Raw genomic sequence first — 17,980 nt, 5'->3', positions numbered from 1 at the left:
TGCTGTTTACCGCGAGAACACCATGAACGAACTGCTAGATGATGACCTGCTGACGCTACTGCTCGAAGAGGCCGAAGGCAGCATGCCCGACGGGCCCGGCCGCGACCGGCTGGACCGCGCCCCCTTGTCCTTCGCCCAGCAACGCTTGTGGCTGGAGCAACAGCGTGACCCGACCCGTTCGGCCTACAACTTGCCACGGGCCCTGCGCCTGACGGGCGAGCTCGATGCCGACGCCCTGGAGCAGGCGCTCAACCGGGTCATAGACCGACACGACATTCTGCGCACCGCGATCACTGAAATCGATGGCGCGGCGGCCCAGGTGGTCGAGCGCAACGCCAGGCTGGTCCTGCAGCGCGATGACCTTGGCGCGCTCGACCACCAGGCACGGACCATCGAGCTCGCACGGCGCATCGAACAGCACGCCAGGCGCCCCTTCGATCTCAGCCAGGCACCGCTGATGCGGGCAACGCTGCTCAGGCTGGACAGCGATGAACACGTGCTGCTGCTGAACATGCATCACATCGTCTCCGACGCCTGGTCCAACACGATTCTCATGCAGGACCTGACCCAGGCCTACGCCCGCGCCCTACTCGGCGACGCTTCACCGTTGCCGGCCTTGCCCCTGCAATACGCCGACTACGCAGCCCACCAACGAGGCGAATACCTGCAGAGCACGGCCTGCCAGCGCAGCGGCGACTACTGGCGCCAGTGCCTGGGCCATGACCTACCCGTTCTGGAACTGCCTCAGGATTTCGCTCGCGCCGCGAGCCAGCAGCACATGGCCGGACGCGTCCAGGTGACACTTGCACCGGCCCTGGCCCAGGCCCTGGAGACGTTTTGCCGACGCCAGGGGCTTACGCCGTTCGTGGTGGCGCTAGGCGCCTGGCAACTGTTGCTGGGCCGGTACGCCAACCAGAACGATTTCACCGTCGGCGTCCCCAACGCCAACCGCAACAGCCCTGAAAGCCAGGAGCTGGTGGGTTTTTTCGTCAGCAGCCAAGTCTATCGGGCGCAGCTCGATTCGACGCGCACCGCGTTGGATTTTCTTCGCGACCTGCGCGTGCAATCCCTGGCGGCGCTTGAACATGCCGACTACCCGTTGGAACTGATCCTCGACCAATTGCAACGCCCCGGCGCACAGGGTTCCAACCCGCTGTTCCAGGTCCTGTTCAACTGGCGCACCGGCGCGCCCACGACATCGATGTCGATCCAGGATGGACTGGCACTGGAATTTCTGCCCACTGGCGACAGTCAGGCCAAATTCGACTTGTCGCTGGATGTCGATTATTCACCGCAGCAATTACTGGCGACGTTTGAGTACAGCCGTGATCTCTACCGGACGGCGACCATCGAGCGCATGGCCGAGCATTGGCAAAACCTGTTGCAGGGCCTGATCGACACCCCGCAATGTGCATTGGGCGAACTGCAACTGCTGAGTTCCCGGGAGCGCCAACAGACCCTGGACGACTGGAACCGGCAACCGACCCAACTGCCCCGCGAGCGATGCCTGCACCACGTGATCGAAAGCCACGCGGCCACCACGGGCGACGCGATTGCCCTGACCTTCGAAGGGCAACACCTGAGCTATGCCGACCTCAACCGGCAGGCCAACCGCTTGGCCCATCGGCTGATCGCCGAAGGCGTGGGGCCCGATGTGCTGGTGGGGATCGCTGCGCAGCGTACGCCGCAGATGATCATCGGCCTGCTGGCGATTCTCAAGGCCGGCGGCGCCTACGTGCCGCTGGACCCGGCGTACCCGGCCGACCGCCTGGCCTACATGATCCAGGACAGCGGCATCATGCGGGTCCTGACCCAGGCGCATCTGCGTGATTCGTTGGCGTTGCCCGCCGGTACGGTCTGTCTGTCACTGGATCCGCAGGACGTCGATGACGGATGTCCCGAGCACAACCCGGATGTGCCGGTGCACCCGGACAACCTGGCCTATGTGATCTACACCTCGGGTTCCACGGGCAAGCCCAAAGGGGCGTTGCTGGCGCATCACAACGTCACCCGTCTGTTCCAGGCCACGGACCGCTGGTTCAGCTTCGACCACCGGGACGTGTGGTGCCTGTTCCACTCCTACGCCTTCGACTTTTCCGTGTGGGAGATCTTCGGCGCGCTGCTGCATGGCGGCCGGCTGGTCATCGTGCCCCACGTCGTGAGCCGTTCGCCGGAAGACTTTCATGCCCTGCTGTGCCACGAACGCGTCACCGTGCTGAACCAGACACCGTCGGCGTTCAAGTCGTTGTCGCAGGTTGCCTGCGCGTCACGGCAGCCCCTTGACCAGCATCTGCGGCAGGTGATCTTCGGCGGTGAAGCCATCGATGTGCAGAGCTTGCGCCCCTGGTTCGAACGCTTCGGGGACCGCACGCCACAGCTGATCAACATGTATGGCATCACGGAAACCACGGTCCATGTCACCTGGCGACCGCTGTCGTTGCAAGATCTGGACAGCGAGGCCGCGAGCCCTATCGGCGAGCCCATCGTCGATCTGTCCTGGTACTTGCTCGATGCGCACCTGAACCCGGTGCCCAAGGGCTGCACTGGTGAGCTGTACGTCGGTCGGGCCGGCCTGGCCCGGGGTTATCACCGGCGCGCCGACCTGACCGCCAGCCGCTTCATTCCCGATCCGTTCGACCCGCTGCCGGGCGGACGCCTGTACCGCACCGGCGACCTGGCCCGCTACCGTGCCGACGGCAGCATCGAATACATCGGACGCCTGGATCACCAGGTCAAGATTCGCGGTTTCCGCATTGAACTGGGGGAAATCCAGGCGCGCCTGCAAGGGCTGCCACCCGTGCAGGATTGTGTCGTGCTGACCCATGATGGTCCGGGTGGCCTGCAACTGGTGGCCTACGTCATCGCCACGCCATCCTCCGGCAACGAGCTGCGCGAAAGCCTGCTGGCCGAACTCAAGGCGCACCTGCCGGACTACATGGTGCCCAGCCACCTGCTGTTCATCGACCAGTTCCCTCTCAACGCCAATGGCAAGCTCGACCGCAAGGCCTTGCCGGAGCCCGACGCCAGCCTCCTGCATGCGCGCTACGTGGCGCCTCGCACCCAGTTGGAACAAGCCCTGGCACAGCTATGGCAACAGTCCCTCAGGGTCGAGCGCGTGGGCATCGACGACAGTTTCTTCGAGCTGGGCGGGCATTCGATCCTGGCAATCGAGCTGATCGCCAGCCTCAAGGCACGCCTGGACATCACGGTGCGCCTGCAGGAACTGCTGAGCAACCCGACCATCGCCGAACTGGCCCTGTTCATCTCGCAGAAGCATCGGGAACAGGCTCAATGCCTGGTGACCTTGAACCAGGCCCCCGCCAGCGCCCCGCAGTTGTTTTGCCTGCACCCCAGCGGAGGCATCGTGTTCTGCTACCAACCCCTGGCGCGCAAACTGCAGAATCGGGCGCGCACCTTCGGCGTCATGCACCGCGGCTTCAGCGAACCCCATGTCGGTCCCGAAGCCTGGGACGAGATGATTGCCGACTACAGCCGGGAAATCGTCAAGGCCCAGCCCCAAGGCCCGTACTACCTGATGGGCTGGTCCCTGGGCGGCACGATTGCCCTGGACATCGCCGCGACGCTGGAAAGCCAGGGCCATACCGTCGGTTTCCTGGGCCTGGTGGACAGCACGATCCCTGAACACTTGTACCCGGAGACGTTGCCCCGTCGTCGGCATGTGCCCGGCCAGGAAAAAGCCGACCTGGCTTCCCAGGACCTGGTAGAAGCCATCGAATATTTCGACCTGCTGTTCCCCACCCTCACGGAACGCACCGCGGCTTATCGGCGCGAACACCCCGAGAGCACGGTCAAGGCCTTCCATGACTGGGCCGCCAGCCAGATCGAACCAGGCCGCAGCGACCTGTTGTCGGTGGTGCAAAGCGTCAAGGAGGAGGTCATGAACGCCCAGGCGTTCTCGGTGCATGACCGATTGCTGGAAGCCTTCGACGGGTTCACCTTCAAGCCGGTACGGGTACGTCCCAGTTGCTGGTGGACGCAAACGGAGAAGACAGCGCAGGAACTGGCGTTCTGCGAAACCTTGATCCAGGCCCACAGCGTGACGGGGGAGCTGCAATGCTCGGTGCACTCGCCTTTACGCCATCGCAGCATGATCTTCGACGATGGCTTGCTCGATTCGCTGGTGGAAGCATTCCTGGGCAGCGCGGCGCAAACGCAGTAGCGCCACACCGAAGAACAAACGATAAACCTGTGGCAAGGGAGTTGGCGCCCTCGCCACAGGTTTTCGTTTTTTTGCAAAGTAGCTGGAACGCAACCCAATAAAAAACCGACCCGCACAAGGCGGGTCGGTTTTTTATGGTTGACGCGGGGATCAGAACTGCGGGGTGTATTTCACGGTGAACATCATGTTACGCGGATCGCCAAAGTTGTTGTTGCCATTAAGCTGGTTGTAACCGGGCGCAATGTACGTCTTGTCGAACAGGTTATTGAAGTTGACCGCCAGATCGATCTCCGGCGTCAGTTGGTAGCCAACGCGGGCATTCCATACGGTGTAGCCTGGGATCTCACGGTCATAGTCGTAGACCAGGGTATGGCTTTGGGTAGTAAAGCCCAGCCCGGTGCTCAGACGACTCCAGTCGCCGGTGAACCGGTAGTTGCCCCATGCGCGCAACATGTGTTTCGGCGTCCAGGTGCTGAAGACCTTGCCCTCTTTGCCCGGCTCTTCCAGGTACTTGGTCGTGTTGTAGGTGTAGCCTGCGAACAGTTGGAGGTTCTCCGTCACTTCACCACTGATTTCGGCGTCGATGCCCTGGCTACGCACTTCCCCTGCGGCCGAGGAGCAATTCACACCCGTACAGCCGGCGATGGGAATCGCACGGTTTTCCTGGTCGTAACGGAACACCGCCAGGGACGTATTGACCCGGCCGTCCATCAGCTCACCCTTGAGGCCGACCTCGTAGTTGGTACCGATGATAGGCTTGAGCACCGAACCGTTGGGGTCGAGGTTGGTCTGCGGCTGGAAGACATCGGTGTAGCTGGCATACACCGCCCATTCACGGCTCAGGTCATAAATGACACCGGCATAGGGCGTGACCTCTCCGGTCTCGGTTCCAGTGCTAGGGGTATTCGTGGTGATGCCGCTCGAGTTCTGGGTCTTGGACTTGTAGCTGTAGTCATACCAACTGACACGAGAGCCCAGTACCAGCGTCAGATCGTCCACCGGCTTGACGCGCCAGGTGCCATACACACCCTTCTGGCGGATATCGTATTTACTGAGGGTCCCCCGCCCGTTCGAAGCGTTGACCAGGCTGTCATAGCTGATATCCGGCCGGTTGTTGTCGAGATCGAAGATGTTGTCGCTGCTGCTGTTGAACGTACGAGCGTATTTGTCATCGGTCTCCAGTTGGGAGTAGTTACTACCCAGCATGACTTCCTGCTGCATCGACAAGGCTTCGAACTTGCCGGACAGGTTCATGTCCAGGCCGACCTTGGTGGACTGGAAGTCAGTCACGAAGTCGGCATATTGCACACCGGTGCCATCCAGGTTAAGGCCCACGTTGCCATTTTGCGTCCGCTGGTTTTTCGCCTGGTTATCCTCGGTCATGTGCACCGCGCCCACCTTGAAGCCCCAGTCCTCGTTGAAGCGGTGTTCCAGATCGGCATAGACCGTGGTGACGTCGATGTCGGAACGGTTCCAGCGCGCGCCGGTATAGGTCGAACGCGAAACGTCCGGCATCGAGCCGTCGACGTAGCGTGGCAGGCCGCGGATGTTGCCGCGGGATTCGCCCTCGGACCGGCTGACCGCCAGGCCCAGGGTGGTGGCCTCGCTCAGGTCGATGTCCAGCGCGCCGTACAGCGAGTGGGTCTTGTTCCACGCATGGTCGACGAAGGAATTGCTCTGGTCTTCGTCGGCGACGATCCGGCCGCGGATGTTGCCGGCTTCGTTCAGCGGGCCGCCGGCGTCCAGTTGCAGGCCGTAGTGGTCCCAGGAGCCGGCCTTGCCGGTCAGGGTTACGGTCGGGGCGCTCTGGCCTCGCTTGCGCACCAGGTTGACGGCACCGCCGGGGCTGCCCGTGCCTTGCAGCAGGCCGGAGGCGCCACGCATGATTTCCAGGCGATCGAAGAAGATCAGGTCCTGGGTCGCCCAGTTGCCCAGGGAGTAGGTGTTGCGCGGGATCGGCACGCCGTCGTATTGCCAGTCGTCGATCTGGAAGCCGCGCGACGACAGGATCATGCCTTGGCCGACGCCCTGCAGGCCGACGATACCGGTGGTCTGGTTGACCGCGTCCTTGAGGTCCACCAGGTTCTGGTCATCCATCTGCTTGCGCGTCATGACGGTGATCGACTGGGGGATTTCCTTGAGGGTGTGGGTGCCCTTGCCGATGGTCACGGCGTTGCTGGTGTATGAGTTGCTGCCTTCGGTCGTCGCGTCCGGTGCCGTGGCCTTGACGGTGGTAGCGCCCAGCTCCAGGCCTCCCGCCGCGGAACCCCGCACCAGCATCAGCGTGTTGCCCTCCAGGCTGTAGCTTACGCCAGTGCCCTTGAGCAGTTCGGCGATGGCGGCCTGGGGGCTCATCTTGCCGCTGACGCGGTTGCTCTTCAGGCCGGCCAGGTCGTCAGCGTTGTAGATCACCTGCTGGTTGGTCTGCTGACCGAACGCCTGCAAGGCCTTGGGCAACGGTTGCGCAGGGATGTCGATGCTGACGTCCTGCGCCATCACCTGAGCGCTGAAGGGCAATGCGCAGGCCAGCCCCAGACCGGTCAACACGCCACGCGAGCGCAGGCCGCGGGACATGACGAGTGCCTTGAACAGAGGTTTCAACTCATGAATGGATGACATCGTGCTCTCTATTATTGGTCGAAGTGAAAGGTCCATGGGGCCGAATGGCCCGCCGTCCGCCAGCACTGGTGAACCCGCCCTGACGATTGCCCCTGGCAATGCATCAGTGCGCGCTGACCGGCCCCTCCCCGGGCGCGGTCATCCGGCTGGACGACGGCAATTTTCTTGCTGGACAAATCCGCTGTCCGGGCTGCCCTGCCCGACCCGATTTGCCTACACACCTTAGTAAGACGAAGCACCTGCAAAAAACCGGAATGAGTTTATTTATCATTCACGTAACAAAGTTTAAAAAAAGGCCGTCGCAATCAAGCGACGGCCTTCGTTCCTGCTTATCCATGATCGTTCCCGCGCTAGCGGCGGGTTCACAGCAAGGGACGTCCCGTTTTCCCTTCAACCGCCGAACGCTGGGCGCCCGGCGAGGCATTCCCGCGCAGAGCCTGGGGCCGACGTGATGAGCCCGGGCTCAGGTCTGCCGCCGGGTCAGTTGCCCTGGACGACCCTGGCGGCTTGCTGCTGCCGCGCCTGTTCGGTCAAGCGGGCCTTTTCCTCGGGGCTCATCGCATCCATGCGCAAACGCACCTGGGCCATTTTTTCCAGTTGCCCCGGGCTGCTTTCCACCGCCTTCAAGGCCGACGCCAGGGACGCCACCGTCGGATGATCGAAGACCAGCCCTGGATGGATCTCGCACTGCAGCAGCTTGCGGATACCGGCCACCAGCTTGATCACCAGCAACGAATGCCCCCCTGCGGCGAAGAAGTCGCGGTCGATGCCGATTCGCTCCAGCCCCAGCAACTGCGCCATACGCGTGGCAAGCAACTGCTCCAGTCCATCGCGCGGCGCGGCGTCCTGGCTATTCGTCGCCGCGCCGGCCAGCTGTTGCAGCGCCTTGCGATCAATCTTGCCGTTGGCCAACCGTGGGAATTGTTCGATCAGTTGCAGGTGCGCTGGCACCATCACACTGGGCAGGCGAGCGCTCAGCCCGCTACGCGCGGCGTCCAGCAAGCCCACCGATTGCCCCGGCTGCGCCACGACGAAGGCCAGCAGTCCCTGTTCGCCCGACGCTGCCGGCAGCACCAGTGCTTCAGCCACCCCTGGCAGGCGCAGCAGCTCGGCCTCGATTTCCGCCAGTTCGATACGGAACCCGCGCACCTTGACCTGCTGATCGCGCCGACCATGCAACTGGATCGCACCGTCCGCGCGGTAACGCGCCAGGTCGCCGGTGCGATACAACCGCTGCGCCGGATCGAAAGGACTCTGGATGAACGCTTGCCCATCGGCTTCGGCATCCAGATAGCCCCGGCACAGCTGCGCGCCGCCCAGGTACAACTCACCCAGCATGCCCACCGGCGCCAGGCGCAGGTCGGCGTCCAGCACGTAGACCCGGTTATTGCCCAGCACCTGGCTGAGGGCCGAGCAATCGTCGGCGCCACCGTCCAGGGTCAACGGATGGATCATCACGCCAACGGTAGCCTCGGTCGGCCCATAGTGGTTGAACACCCGGCAATCGCCGCGCACCCGCGCAATGCGCTCGATCAACGGAGCGGCAATCGGTTCCCCCCCGAGAATCAACGTTCGCGGCAGCGTCGCCCGCTCAGTGTCGAGCAGCGCCGCCAGATGCGACGGTACGATCTTCAGGCAGTCGATCGCGTGTCGCTGCAGGTACTCGGCGAACAACACGCCGTCCTGCATCTGCTCATCACTGGCTACATGCAAGGCCGCCCCGTTGAACAACGCGCCAAACAGGGCCGTGTTGCCCAGGTCCGCCGCCACGGTGGAGCTCAAACCCACGTGCCTGCACTGCTCCAGTCCCAGCGCCTGGCTGGCCTGGGCGGTGTAGTTGAGCAACTGTCGATGCTCGATCACCACGCCTTTGGGCACGCCGGTGGAGCCGGATGTGAACAATACGTATGCGACATCGTTGCCCCGGGTGGCGAGTCCGGCCAATGGCGCGCTCGACTGACCGAGTTCAGCCACGGTCAGTACCGTGTGCGGCGCCTCCTGCCAGGCCGACAGATGCGCCGCGTCGGTCAGTAACAGCGTCGCGCCGGCCTGTTCCAGCATCAATGCCTGGCGCGCCTGGGGCCACTGCGCATCCAGGGGCAGGTAGGCCGCCCCCACGCGCCAGGCCGCCAGCATCGCAATCACCAGGTCGACCGAGCGCGGCAATGCCAGGGCGACCATCGAACCGTCCCCCAGCCCACGCGCCTTGAGCCCTCCCGCCAAGCGCTCGACCCGGGCATGCAGCTGTTCGTAGCTCAATTGCTCGTGGGCGTCGGTCAAGGCCATGGCATGGGGCGTTGCAACGGCCAGGTCGGCGATGCGCTGCGGCAGGTAACGGTTGTCCGGCAATGCCTGCATCGCCGGGTTGATCGCCAGCAGGCGCTGCTCCTCGACGTGTCCCAGCAGGCTGAGCCGCGCCAATGGGTTTTGCGGCGTTGCGAGGATCGAGGCCAGCAGCACGCCGTACTGCTCCAACAGGGCTGTGGCCGAGGCAGGGGCATAACGCGAACGGGCATAACACAGGTCGATCGAGGCTAGTCGCCGATCATCCTGCAATCGAACCTGCAACAGCAGCTCGAACCCATCGGCCTGCACACCGGCGCTTTGCGACACGACCCAGGCCAGGCCGCCGGCGTGGCCGGCAGTCGGCGCCTGCCCTGCCGTAAAGCCATAGGCCGGGCGCGCCGCCTCGGGGGTCAGTTCCGGCGCCCAGTATTCCTGCCAGGTTCGGTGTTCTTCGAGGCGCACCGCCAGCGCCGCCAACCACTCGTTGAACGGCTGGGTGGCCGGCAACGAAACGCACAGGGGCAAGTTTTTTTCGAACACCCCCACGGCGTTGGCGAAGTAATCGTAATCCTCGCGGCTGTCGTGACGCACACCCACCAGCGTCTGCTCGAGCCCGCCCAGACGGCCCAGCAGCAGCCACCACGCACCTTGCAGCAACGTGGCGAGGGGCTGACCGAGCTGTTCGGCCAGCCTTTGCAAGGCATCGCCTTGGGCAGGCGTCAAGGTCAGGGACAGGCGCGCGTCGGCGACACCCGTCTCGCCACTGGCGCCCCGATCGGCCAGCCAAGGCGTGGCGATGTCCGCCTGCACGCCTTGCAGGTGTTGCTGCCAGTAGGCTCGCGCGCTGGCGGCATCTTCATCGAGCACCACTTCGCTGCGCCATTCCAGGTACTGGGCGAACTCACCCGGCGTTTCGTCGCCCGGCGCTCCATCTTCCGGTGCCGAAGCCGCAGCGTATGCCTGCTGGAGGTGCTCGAGCAGCAAGCGCAGGGATTGCGCATCGGCACCGTAGCGGGCGATGCCCAGCACCAGTTGCCATTGCTGCGGCGCCAGGCGATAGAGCGCCGCCTGGACGCTTTCCGATTCGCCGGCCACGAAGGCGCGGCCCATCGATTCCTCGATCTGTGCCTGGACTTGCTCGACCCCTTGCTCACCCGTCCGTACCGTGAGCGGGAAGCGCCCGGCACCGCTGGCGACCTGACGCAGACCGTGGAAGCCGGCGACCTTGACCAGGCGCGCCAGCAGCATCGGCTGCTGCGCCAGTAACGTATCGAGCGCGAGCTGCAGGCGCTGTGGATCGAGCTCGCCATCGATGAGCACCGTCAGCCAGCGCATGGCCTCGCCACAGGTCGCCGTGTTCGGCAACTGCTCCAGTACCCGCTGTTGTTCGGGCGCCAGGGCGAAACCCGGATCCTGCGCGTCCATCGTGACCTCGTTCATGCTCCGACTTCCTCGGTATTGAGTTCGCCCAGGGCGGTTTGCCCGGCGACCGACGGACGCTCCAGGCTGCTGTGGTCGTACATGTCGCCCATGGCAACCACGATCTTGCGGGGGCCTTCGAACGGATCCCGGGCGTGGGCCACCAGCATGTTGTCCAGCAGGATCACATCGCCTTTGCGCCAGTCGAAACGCACCGCGCAGGCTTCGTACAGCTGGCCGATGCGCTGCATCACCTCGTCTTCGATCGGGGTGCCGTCGCCGTAGTAGACATGCCGGGGCATCCGTTCCAGGCCGAACATCGACAGCAGGTCCTCCCTCACGTCCGGGTCCAGCCAGTAGATGTGGTGCAACTGCACCTGGTTGAAGAACGACTTCTCACCGGTGATCGGGTGCGTGATGATCGCGGGCCCCGGTGTGCGGGTCTGCAACTCGTCGTTGTCGAGCCAGCGCCACTGGATGCCGCCGGCCCGGCAGCGGGCCTCGACTTCGCTGCGGTCTTCGGTCTTGAAGAAATGCTGCCACGACACGTCGAGCTTGTCGGTGAAGGTGCGCACGTAGAGCAGCCCCTTTTCCTCGAACTTCTGGCGGATGTCCGCCGGCAGCCGTTCGTACATCAACCGGCAGTCCACCACCGGGGTCGCGCCTCCTACCGGCGCGGCCTGTTCGCAATAGAACATCTGCTTGCGTGGCCAGCGGTCCTGATGGGAGCTCTCGTTATGGAACAGGATCATCTTGCGCTCCGGGTACGGCGTGGAGCGGTAGGTGTTCTTGCCGCCTTCCTTCTTGGGCAGGTCGCCGTACTGACCATAAAGCCCCGGCTGTATGGCTTCAGCGAACGCCTCGAAGCCCTGGACGCCGTCCAGCTCGAAACCGCGGAAGAGAATGCCGGCGTGCTCGGCCAGCTTCTGCTCGATCAACGGCCGGTTCTGCTGGATCCACTCGATGACATCCAGGTGAGGCTCGCCCGGCTCCAGCATCAACGGGAATCGCTGGGGCGCCGCCACCAGCGATTCACGCACCCGTGCAGGGCGGGCCTTGGCCTGCGGCGTCACGGAACGCTTGAGGAACTTGCCCAGTTTATCGGCCTTGGGCCCCGGGACGGTGGCAGGCGTGACGGCTGCCGCCAAGTTGTCGACTGGCATGCTGATAGCTCCCAATTGAATGTCCTGATCAGCGACGATCTGTTCCAACAGGGCTGTCCAGGCCTGGATCAGGTACTGGATGCGCTCGTGTCCGAACAAGGTTGTGGCGAATTGCCAATTACCGCGCAATTGCCCTTCTTCTTCGTCAACGAACAGCGCCATGTCGAATTTAGAATGGGTCTGCAGCGCCGGCAGGAACTCCACGTTCAGACCGGCCATGGAACGGGTACGCACCGGGACGTTGTTCATCACGAACAGCACCTGCAGCAGCGGGTTCATGCCCTTGTGGCGAGGCACGCCCGACACGTCGACGATCTGGTCGAACGGCAGGTCCTGGTGCTCCAGTGCGCCCAGCAGGTCGTCCTGGGTCTGCCCCAGGAACCGCGAGAACGTGGCTTGGGCGTCAAGGCGCGAACGCAGGGGCAATACGTTGACGAAGAAGCCGATCAAGCGCTCCAGCTCCGGTCGCTCGCGTCCGGCCACGTCCGCCCCGATCACCACGTCTTGTGCCGCGCAGACTCGGTGCAGCAATACCTGGAACGACGCCAGCAAGGTGCTGTACAGCGTGACGCCAGCGCTGCTGGACAGCCGGCGCAAGGCCTCGGTCAACGCTGCGGACAGCTGGAACTGCAACGCATCGCCGTCATAGGAAGCGGTCTGGCCGCGGGGGTTGTCCAGCGGCAAGTCCAGGCGTCCCTCGTAGCCGCGAAGCCGCTGTTTCCAGTACTCGGCCTGACGCGCCAACACCCCTTGCTCTTCCAGTGCCTGCTGCCACAACGCGAAGTCCTGGTACTGGACCTCCAGGGGCGGCAGCGACAGCGGCTCGCCCTTGGCGGATGCCTCGTAGGCCTGCACCAGTTCGTTGATCAAAAGCCCCATGGACCAGCCATCGGAGATGATGTGATGCATGGCGTAGAGCAGCACATGCTCGGTCGGTCCCAGGTGCAGGATCCGCCCGCGCAACAGCGGCGCCTGCTCCAGATCGATCGGCGTACGGGCATTTTCCAGGGTCGCCTGGGCCACCCGCTCGCGTTGGGCGCTGGGCGAGAGACCGGACAGATCGATCACCGGGAAGTCCAGCCGGACCTCATCGGCAATCAGCGCCACCGGGTCGCCTTCGTCATCCTGGGTGTACGCGGTGCGCAGCACATCGTGGCGGCGGATCACCTCAGCAAAGCTGCCTAGCAGGCGCTCCACCGACAATTCGCCGCACAGGCGCAGCGCCATGGGCATGCCATACGCGGAGGTGCCGCCGGACAACTGTTCCGCGATCCACAAGCGTCGCTGCACCAGCGACAGCGGTGCCGAGCGCCGCGGCCCATGGGCCACGAGCCGTACCCCGCCAGAGTCCCCCGCCCGCACCGGCCCCTCCCCATGGCCTGCCATGAGCGTCGCCAATGCCTTGAGCTGTGGATGGTTGAACAGATCACGCAGGCTCAGCGGATAACGGGTCAACCTGCGCAGACGGGAAACGGCCTGGGTCGCCAGCAGGGAGTGGCCGCCGCGCTCGAAGAAATGGTCGTTGCGCCCGACCTGCTCCACTTCCAGCACTTCTTGCCAGACAGCGGCGATCCGTTGCTCCAGTTCGCCCTCGGGCATCGCGAAGCCTTGCTGCGCCTGGCTGGCATCGAAGCGTGGCAGGGCCTTGCGCTCAAGCTTGCCGTTAGGGCTGACCGGCATGCGCTCCAGCACGAACCAGTGCTGTGGAACCATGTAGTCGGGCAGGTGCTGGCTCAAGTGGGCCTTCAACGCCTGCTCCAGCCCCTGGCTGCTAGTGCCGTCGCCGCCCAGCCACGCTGGCGACTGCGGCACCACATAGCCCACCAGCACCGTGCCGTCCTGAGCGATGACCACGCTTTCGCGGACCTCGTCGTGCTCGGCCAGGCGCGCTTCGATTTCACCCAGCTCGATGCGCAGGCCACGGATTTTCACCTGGTGGTCCATGCGCCCGGCGTACTCGATGACACCATCGGCACGGTAGCGCGCCAGGTCGCCGGTCCGGTACAGGCGCGCACCGTCGCCGAACGGGCTGGTGACGAATCGCTCGGCCGTCAGCGACGGACGACGATGGTAACCGCGGGCCAGGCCTTCGCCGCCCAGGTACAATTCGCCCGTCACCCCCACCGGCAATGGCGACAGGTTGTGGTCGAGGATGAACGTGCCCAGGTTGGCGATGGGCTGGCCGATCGGCACCGCATCGCGACCTTCATCGACGCAGGTCCAGTGGGTCACGTCGATGGCGGCCTCGGTGGGGCCGTACAGGTTGTAGAGACCGGCCCCTGGCAGCTTGGCGAAGACCTGCAACTGGGCATCCACCGGCAGCGCTTCGCCGCTGCAGATGATGCGCTTGAGGCTCTGGCAACGACTGACCGCCGGATCCTGCATGAATACCTGCAACATCGAGGGGACAAAGTGCAACGTGGTGATCCGATGGGTGGTGATCAGCTCGATCAATTGCTCCGGATCGCGATGAGCCCCCGCAGGCGCCATCACCAATGTGGAGCCGGTCAGCAAGGGCCAGAAAAACTCCCAGACCGAGACGTCGAAACTGAACGGCGTCTTTTGCAGCACGCTGTCGCTCGCCTCCAGCCGGTAGGCGTCCTGCATCCAGCACAAGCGGTTGACCAGGGCCGAATGACGGTTGCCGGCGCCCTTGGGCTTGCCGGTGGAACCGGAGGTATAGATCACATAAGCGAGGTTTTCGCCCTGCAGTTCGACCGCGGGGTTGGCATCGCTGCGCCCCGCCAGCCAGTCGCCCGGCTGGTCCAGCACCAGGCTGCGCAGGCCCGTCGGCACGGGCAACTGGTCAAGCAGATGCCCCTGGGTCAGCAGCAAGCCAATGCCGCTGTCTTCGAACATATAGGCCAGGCGATCCTGTGGATATTCCGGGTCCAGCGGGACATAGGCACCGCCGGCCTTGAGGATCGCCAGCAGGCCCACCACCATTTCCACCGAACGCTCCACGGCGATGCCCACCAGCACATCCGGACCGACACCGTGCTCCATCAGCAGATGAGCCAGGCGGTTGGCCTGGGCATTGAGCAACGCATAGCTGAGCCGTTGCTGGCCGAAGACCAGCGCGCAGGCGTCAGGGGTCCTCCGCACCTGCGCTTCGATCAGGCGATGGACGCTGTGGTCGAGGGGGTACTCGGTGGCGGTGGCGTTCCAGCCCTGCTGAACCGCCAGCTGTCCGGCATCGAGCAATGACAATTGCCCCACCGTGCGCTCGCCACCCAGAGCGATCTGCTCCAGCAGGTGCGCCAGGTGCTGGCCGATGCGGGCAACGTCTCCCGGGGCGAAACTGTCGCGGCTGTAACTCAGCAGCAACGACAGCGTCTCGCCCAGGTTCACTGCCAGGGTCAGCGGGTAGTTGGTCTGTTCGTGATTGGCCACCTCGCCGAAACGCAACGTGGCCGGCGCGCCCGCTTGCAACGCCTGGGAAACCGGATAGTTCTCGAACACCAGCAAGGTGTCGAACAGTGCCGCGCCGCCCTGCCCGGCCCAGCGCTGGATGTCGAACAGGGGCGTGTGCTCATGCTCGCGCAGGCTCAGGTTTCGCCCCTGGACCTCCTGCAACCATTGGCCGACGCTGTGCTCCGCCCGGGGGCTGCCGATCACCGGCAAGGTGTTGATGAACAGGCCGATCTGCTGCTCCACGCCGGCAATGGACGCGGGGCGTCCGGCCACCGTGGCGCCGAAGGCCACCGCCGATTGTCCGGTGCAGCGTTGCAGCAACAACTGCCAGGCCGCTTGCACCAGGGTGTTGACTGTCACCTTCTGCTCTCGGGCAAAGGCATGCAGCCGCGCCGTGGCGCGCTCATCGAGCCACTGCTCGTACTCGCCGTGGCCGGTGACTGCCTCACTGCGCGAGTCCCGGGCAAAGGCCCCTGCCAGGTGTGTCGGCTCGTCCAGCTCGGCCAATTGTGCGCGCCAGAACCGCTCGCTGGCCTGGGGATCCTGGGCCGACAACCAGTCGATGTAGTCACGGTAGCGTCCAGCCGGTCGCGCCGGTGCCTGGCCGCTGTAGCGCTGCAGCACTTCACCGAGCAACTGCGAATTGCTCCAGCCGTCCATCAGGATGTGATGGCTGGTGTAGATCAGGTGATAGCGATCCTGCGCCACCCGCACCACGGCCAAGCGCAGCAACGGCGCGGCGTCCAGCGCGAAGCCTTGCTGGCGCTGGGCCAGGGCGAGAGCGTCCAGGTCCCGGGACAGCCCGGGGTTGGCATGCCCGTCGTGGAACAGGAATTCAACCTCCACCCGTTTGTGCACCACCTGCAGGGCCCGCTTGAAATCGCCCTCCCAGACGAAACTGCTGCGCAGCACTTCATGGGCATCCATGGCGGCCTGCCAGGCCTGGCGGAAGCGCTCGACCTGCAGCCCCTCGACGTCCACGCGCAGTTGATTGATGTAGTTGCCCGCCTGCTGCTCGTAGAGAGTATGGAACAGCATGCCCTGCTGCATGGGCGACAACGGGTAGATGTCTTCGACCTGCCCGGGCGCCACGGCCAGGGCATCCAGCTGGGCCTGGGTCAGGCCGGCCAGGGGGAAGTCCGAAGGCGTGAAGCCCTGGTGCTGCGCCTGGCAGCAATGCTCGATCAGCGCCAGCAATTCCCGGCCGTAGTCCAGGGCCAGGGCCTGGACGGTGGCCGGGTCGAACATCTGTGTGCTGAACGCCCAGTCGATGCTCAGTTCACCGGCATAGACACTGCCGTTGAGCGTCAGCCAGTTGTCCAGCGGCGCCAGGGGACTCTGGGGCGCACCGGCCGATTCACTGGCCGGGACAAACAAGCCGTCGGCATCGTCGGTAAAGCCGCTGTCGAACTGGCCCAGGTAGTTGAACGTGATGCGAGGCATGGGCAGGGCCGCCAGGGTGCGACGCGTCTGCTCGTCGCCCAGGTAGCGCAGCACACCGAATCCGAGCCCCTTGTCGGGGATCGCCCGCAACTGCTCCTTGATGGTCTTGATGGAGTCCGCCGCAGTGGCCGCTGGCGTCAGGCGCACCGGGAACAGGCTGGTGAACCAGCCCACGCTGCGGCTCAGGTCCAGGTCATCGAACAACGCCTCGCGGCCATGCCCCTCCAATTGAATCAGGGTGGAGTCTTCGCCAGTCCAGCGGCCGATTACCCGGGCCAGGGCCGTCAGCAGCAGATCGTTGACCTGGGTGCGATACGCCGCCGGCGCTTGCTGCAAGAGGCGCTGGGTCTGCTGTTTATCCAGGCGTGTCTGGACCTGCGCGGCATGGCACCTGAGCATGCCCCCTTGGGGGCGGTCACAAGGCAGGTCGGCGCGTGCACCTGCCAACTGGCCTTGCCAATAAGCCATCTGGGCCAGTAGCGCCGCGCTGCCGGCATGGGCCTGCAAACGTTGCGCCCAGGCCTGGGTGGCGCTGGTCTTGGCCGCAAGCGCCGGGGGCTGTCCGGCTTGCAGTTGGGCATAAGCCTGTTGCAGGTCTTCCAGCAGAATGCGCCAGGAGACACCGTCCACCACCAGGTGATGGATCACCAGCAGCAGCCGCTGGCTGCCGTCGGCCAGGTTCGCCAAGACCCCGCGCAACAGCGTGCCATGGTCCAGTGCGAGGCTGCGCTGGGCCCGTTCGGCCAATTGTTCGAGCGCCGGGGCATCGGCCACCTCTGCGGTCCACAACAGCGGCGAGTCTTGCCACACCGCGTGCTGTTCGGCGAGTGTGCGATGGCGAGCGAGCCAGCCATCGCCCTCACGGACGAAGGCCAGGCGCAAGGCATCGTGATGGGCAACCAGCGCTTGCAGCGCCTGCTCCAGATGCCCGGCGTGGACCGGCCGCCTGCCCTTGAGCAGCAACGATTGGTTCCAGTGATGCGGCTCGGCCATGTCCAGGTCGAAGAACAGTTGCTGGAACGGCAGCAACGGCGCATCGCCCGTCACCGGGCCCTGGTCGATAACCGGGCCGCTGTCGCCCATGCTCGCCACGCCGGCCAGGCCCTGGATGGTCTGGTGGACGAACAGGTCCTTGGGACTGAAATGGATGCCCGCCTGGCGAGCCCGGCTGACCACCTGGATGGAGATGATGGAATCGCCCCCGAGCTCGAAGAAGTTGTCGTGGATACCCACCTGCCCAACCCCCAGCACGCTTTGCCAGATGTCGGCCAGGGCCTGTTCCAGGGCCGTGCCCGGTGCGATGCAGGCCTTGGGACTGGCGTTGATATCGGCACGGGGCAGTGCCTTGCGCTCCAGTTTGCCGTTGGGGCTGACAGGCATCCTTTCCAGCCACAGCCATCGCTGCGGCACCATGTAGTCGGGCAATGCGCGGCCCAGGTGATCCCTGAGGCGGGCT

At 64.7% G+C, this 17,980-nt stretch carries 4 protein-coding genes (1 of these 4 running past the window's edge); 1 reads left to right on the top strand and 3 read right to left on the bottom strand.

Annotated elements, in window-relative coordinates; genetic code table 11:
• The first annotated feature begins 22 nt into the window (after positions 1 to 22).
• Positions 23 to 4,180: a non-ribosomal peptide synthetase gene (locus tag BW992_RS15815; RefSeq protein ID WP_076406543.1), complete on the top strand. Its 4,158-nt coding sequence runs from the start codon at positions 23 to 25 to the stop codon at positions 4,178 to 4,180.
• A 150-nt stretch (positions 4,181 to 4,330) separates the two neighbouring features.
• On the opposite strand, the gene BW992_RS15810 is transcribed toward BW992_RS15815, so the two are convergent.
• From BW992_RS15810 to BW992_RS15800, 3 genes are all read right to left on the bottom strand, one after another.
• Positions 4,331 to 6,799 carry a TonB-dependent siderophore receptor gene (locus BW992_RS15810; RefSeq protein WP_072430711.1) on the bottom strand — a complete coding sequence of 823 codons (2,469 nt, stop codon included), beginning with the start codon at positions 6,797 to 6,799 and terminating at the stop codon, positions 4,331 to 4,333.
• Positions 6,800 to 7,279: 480 nt separating this feature from the next.
• Positions 7,280 to 10,525 (bottom strand): non-ribosomal peptide synthetase, encoded by a 3,246-nt coding sequence (locus BW992_RS15805; protein WP_076406541.1) that lies wholly within the window; start codon positions 10,523 to 10,525, stop codon positions 7,280 to 7,282.
• Positions 10,522 to 17,980: the 3' portion of a non-ribosomal peptide synthetase gene (locus tag BW992_RS15800; RefSeq protein WP_076406539.1), read on the bottom strand. 6,080 nt of this gene lie beyond the right edge of the window; the window shows 7,459 of its 13,539 coding nt (coding positions 6,081-13,539); its start codon lies off the right edge, out of view; the stop codon is at positions 10,522 to 10,524. Before BW992_RS15800 ends, BW992_RS15805 begins: the two co-directional genes overlap by 4 nt.

Source organism: Pseudomonas sp. 7SR1 (genome assembly GCF_900156465.1).
Taxonomy (GTDB): Bacteria; Pseudomonadota; Gammaproteobacteria; order Pseudomonadales; family Pseudomonadaceae; genus Aquipseudomonas.
Note: the sequence above shows the minus strand (reverse complement) of the source record. Positions and strands in the feature narration are given on the sequence as shown.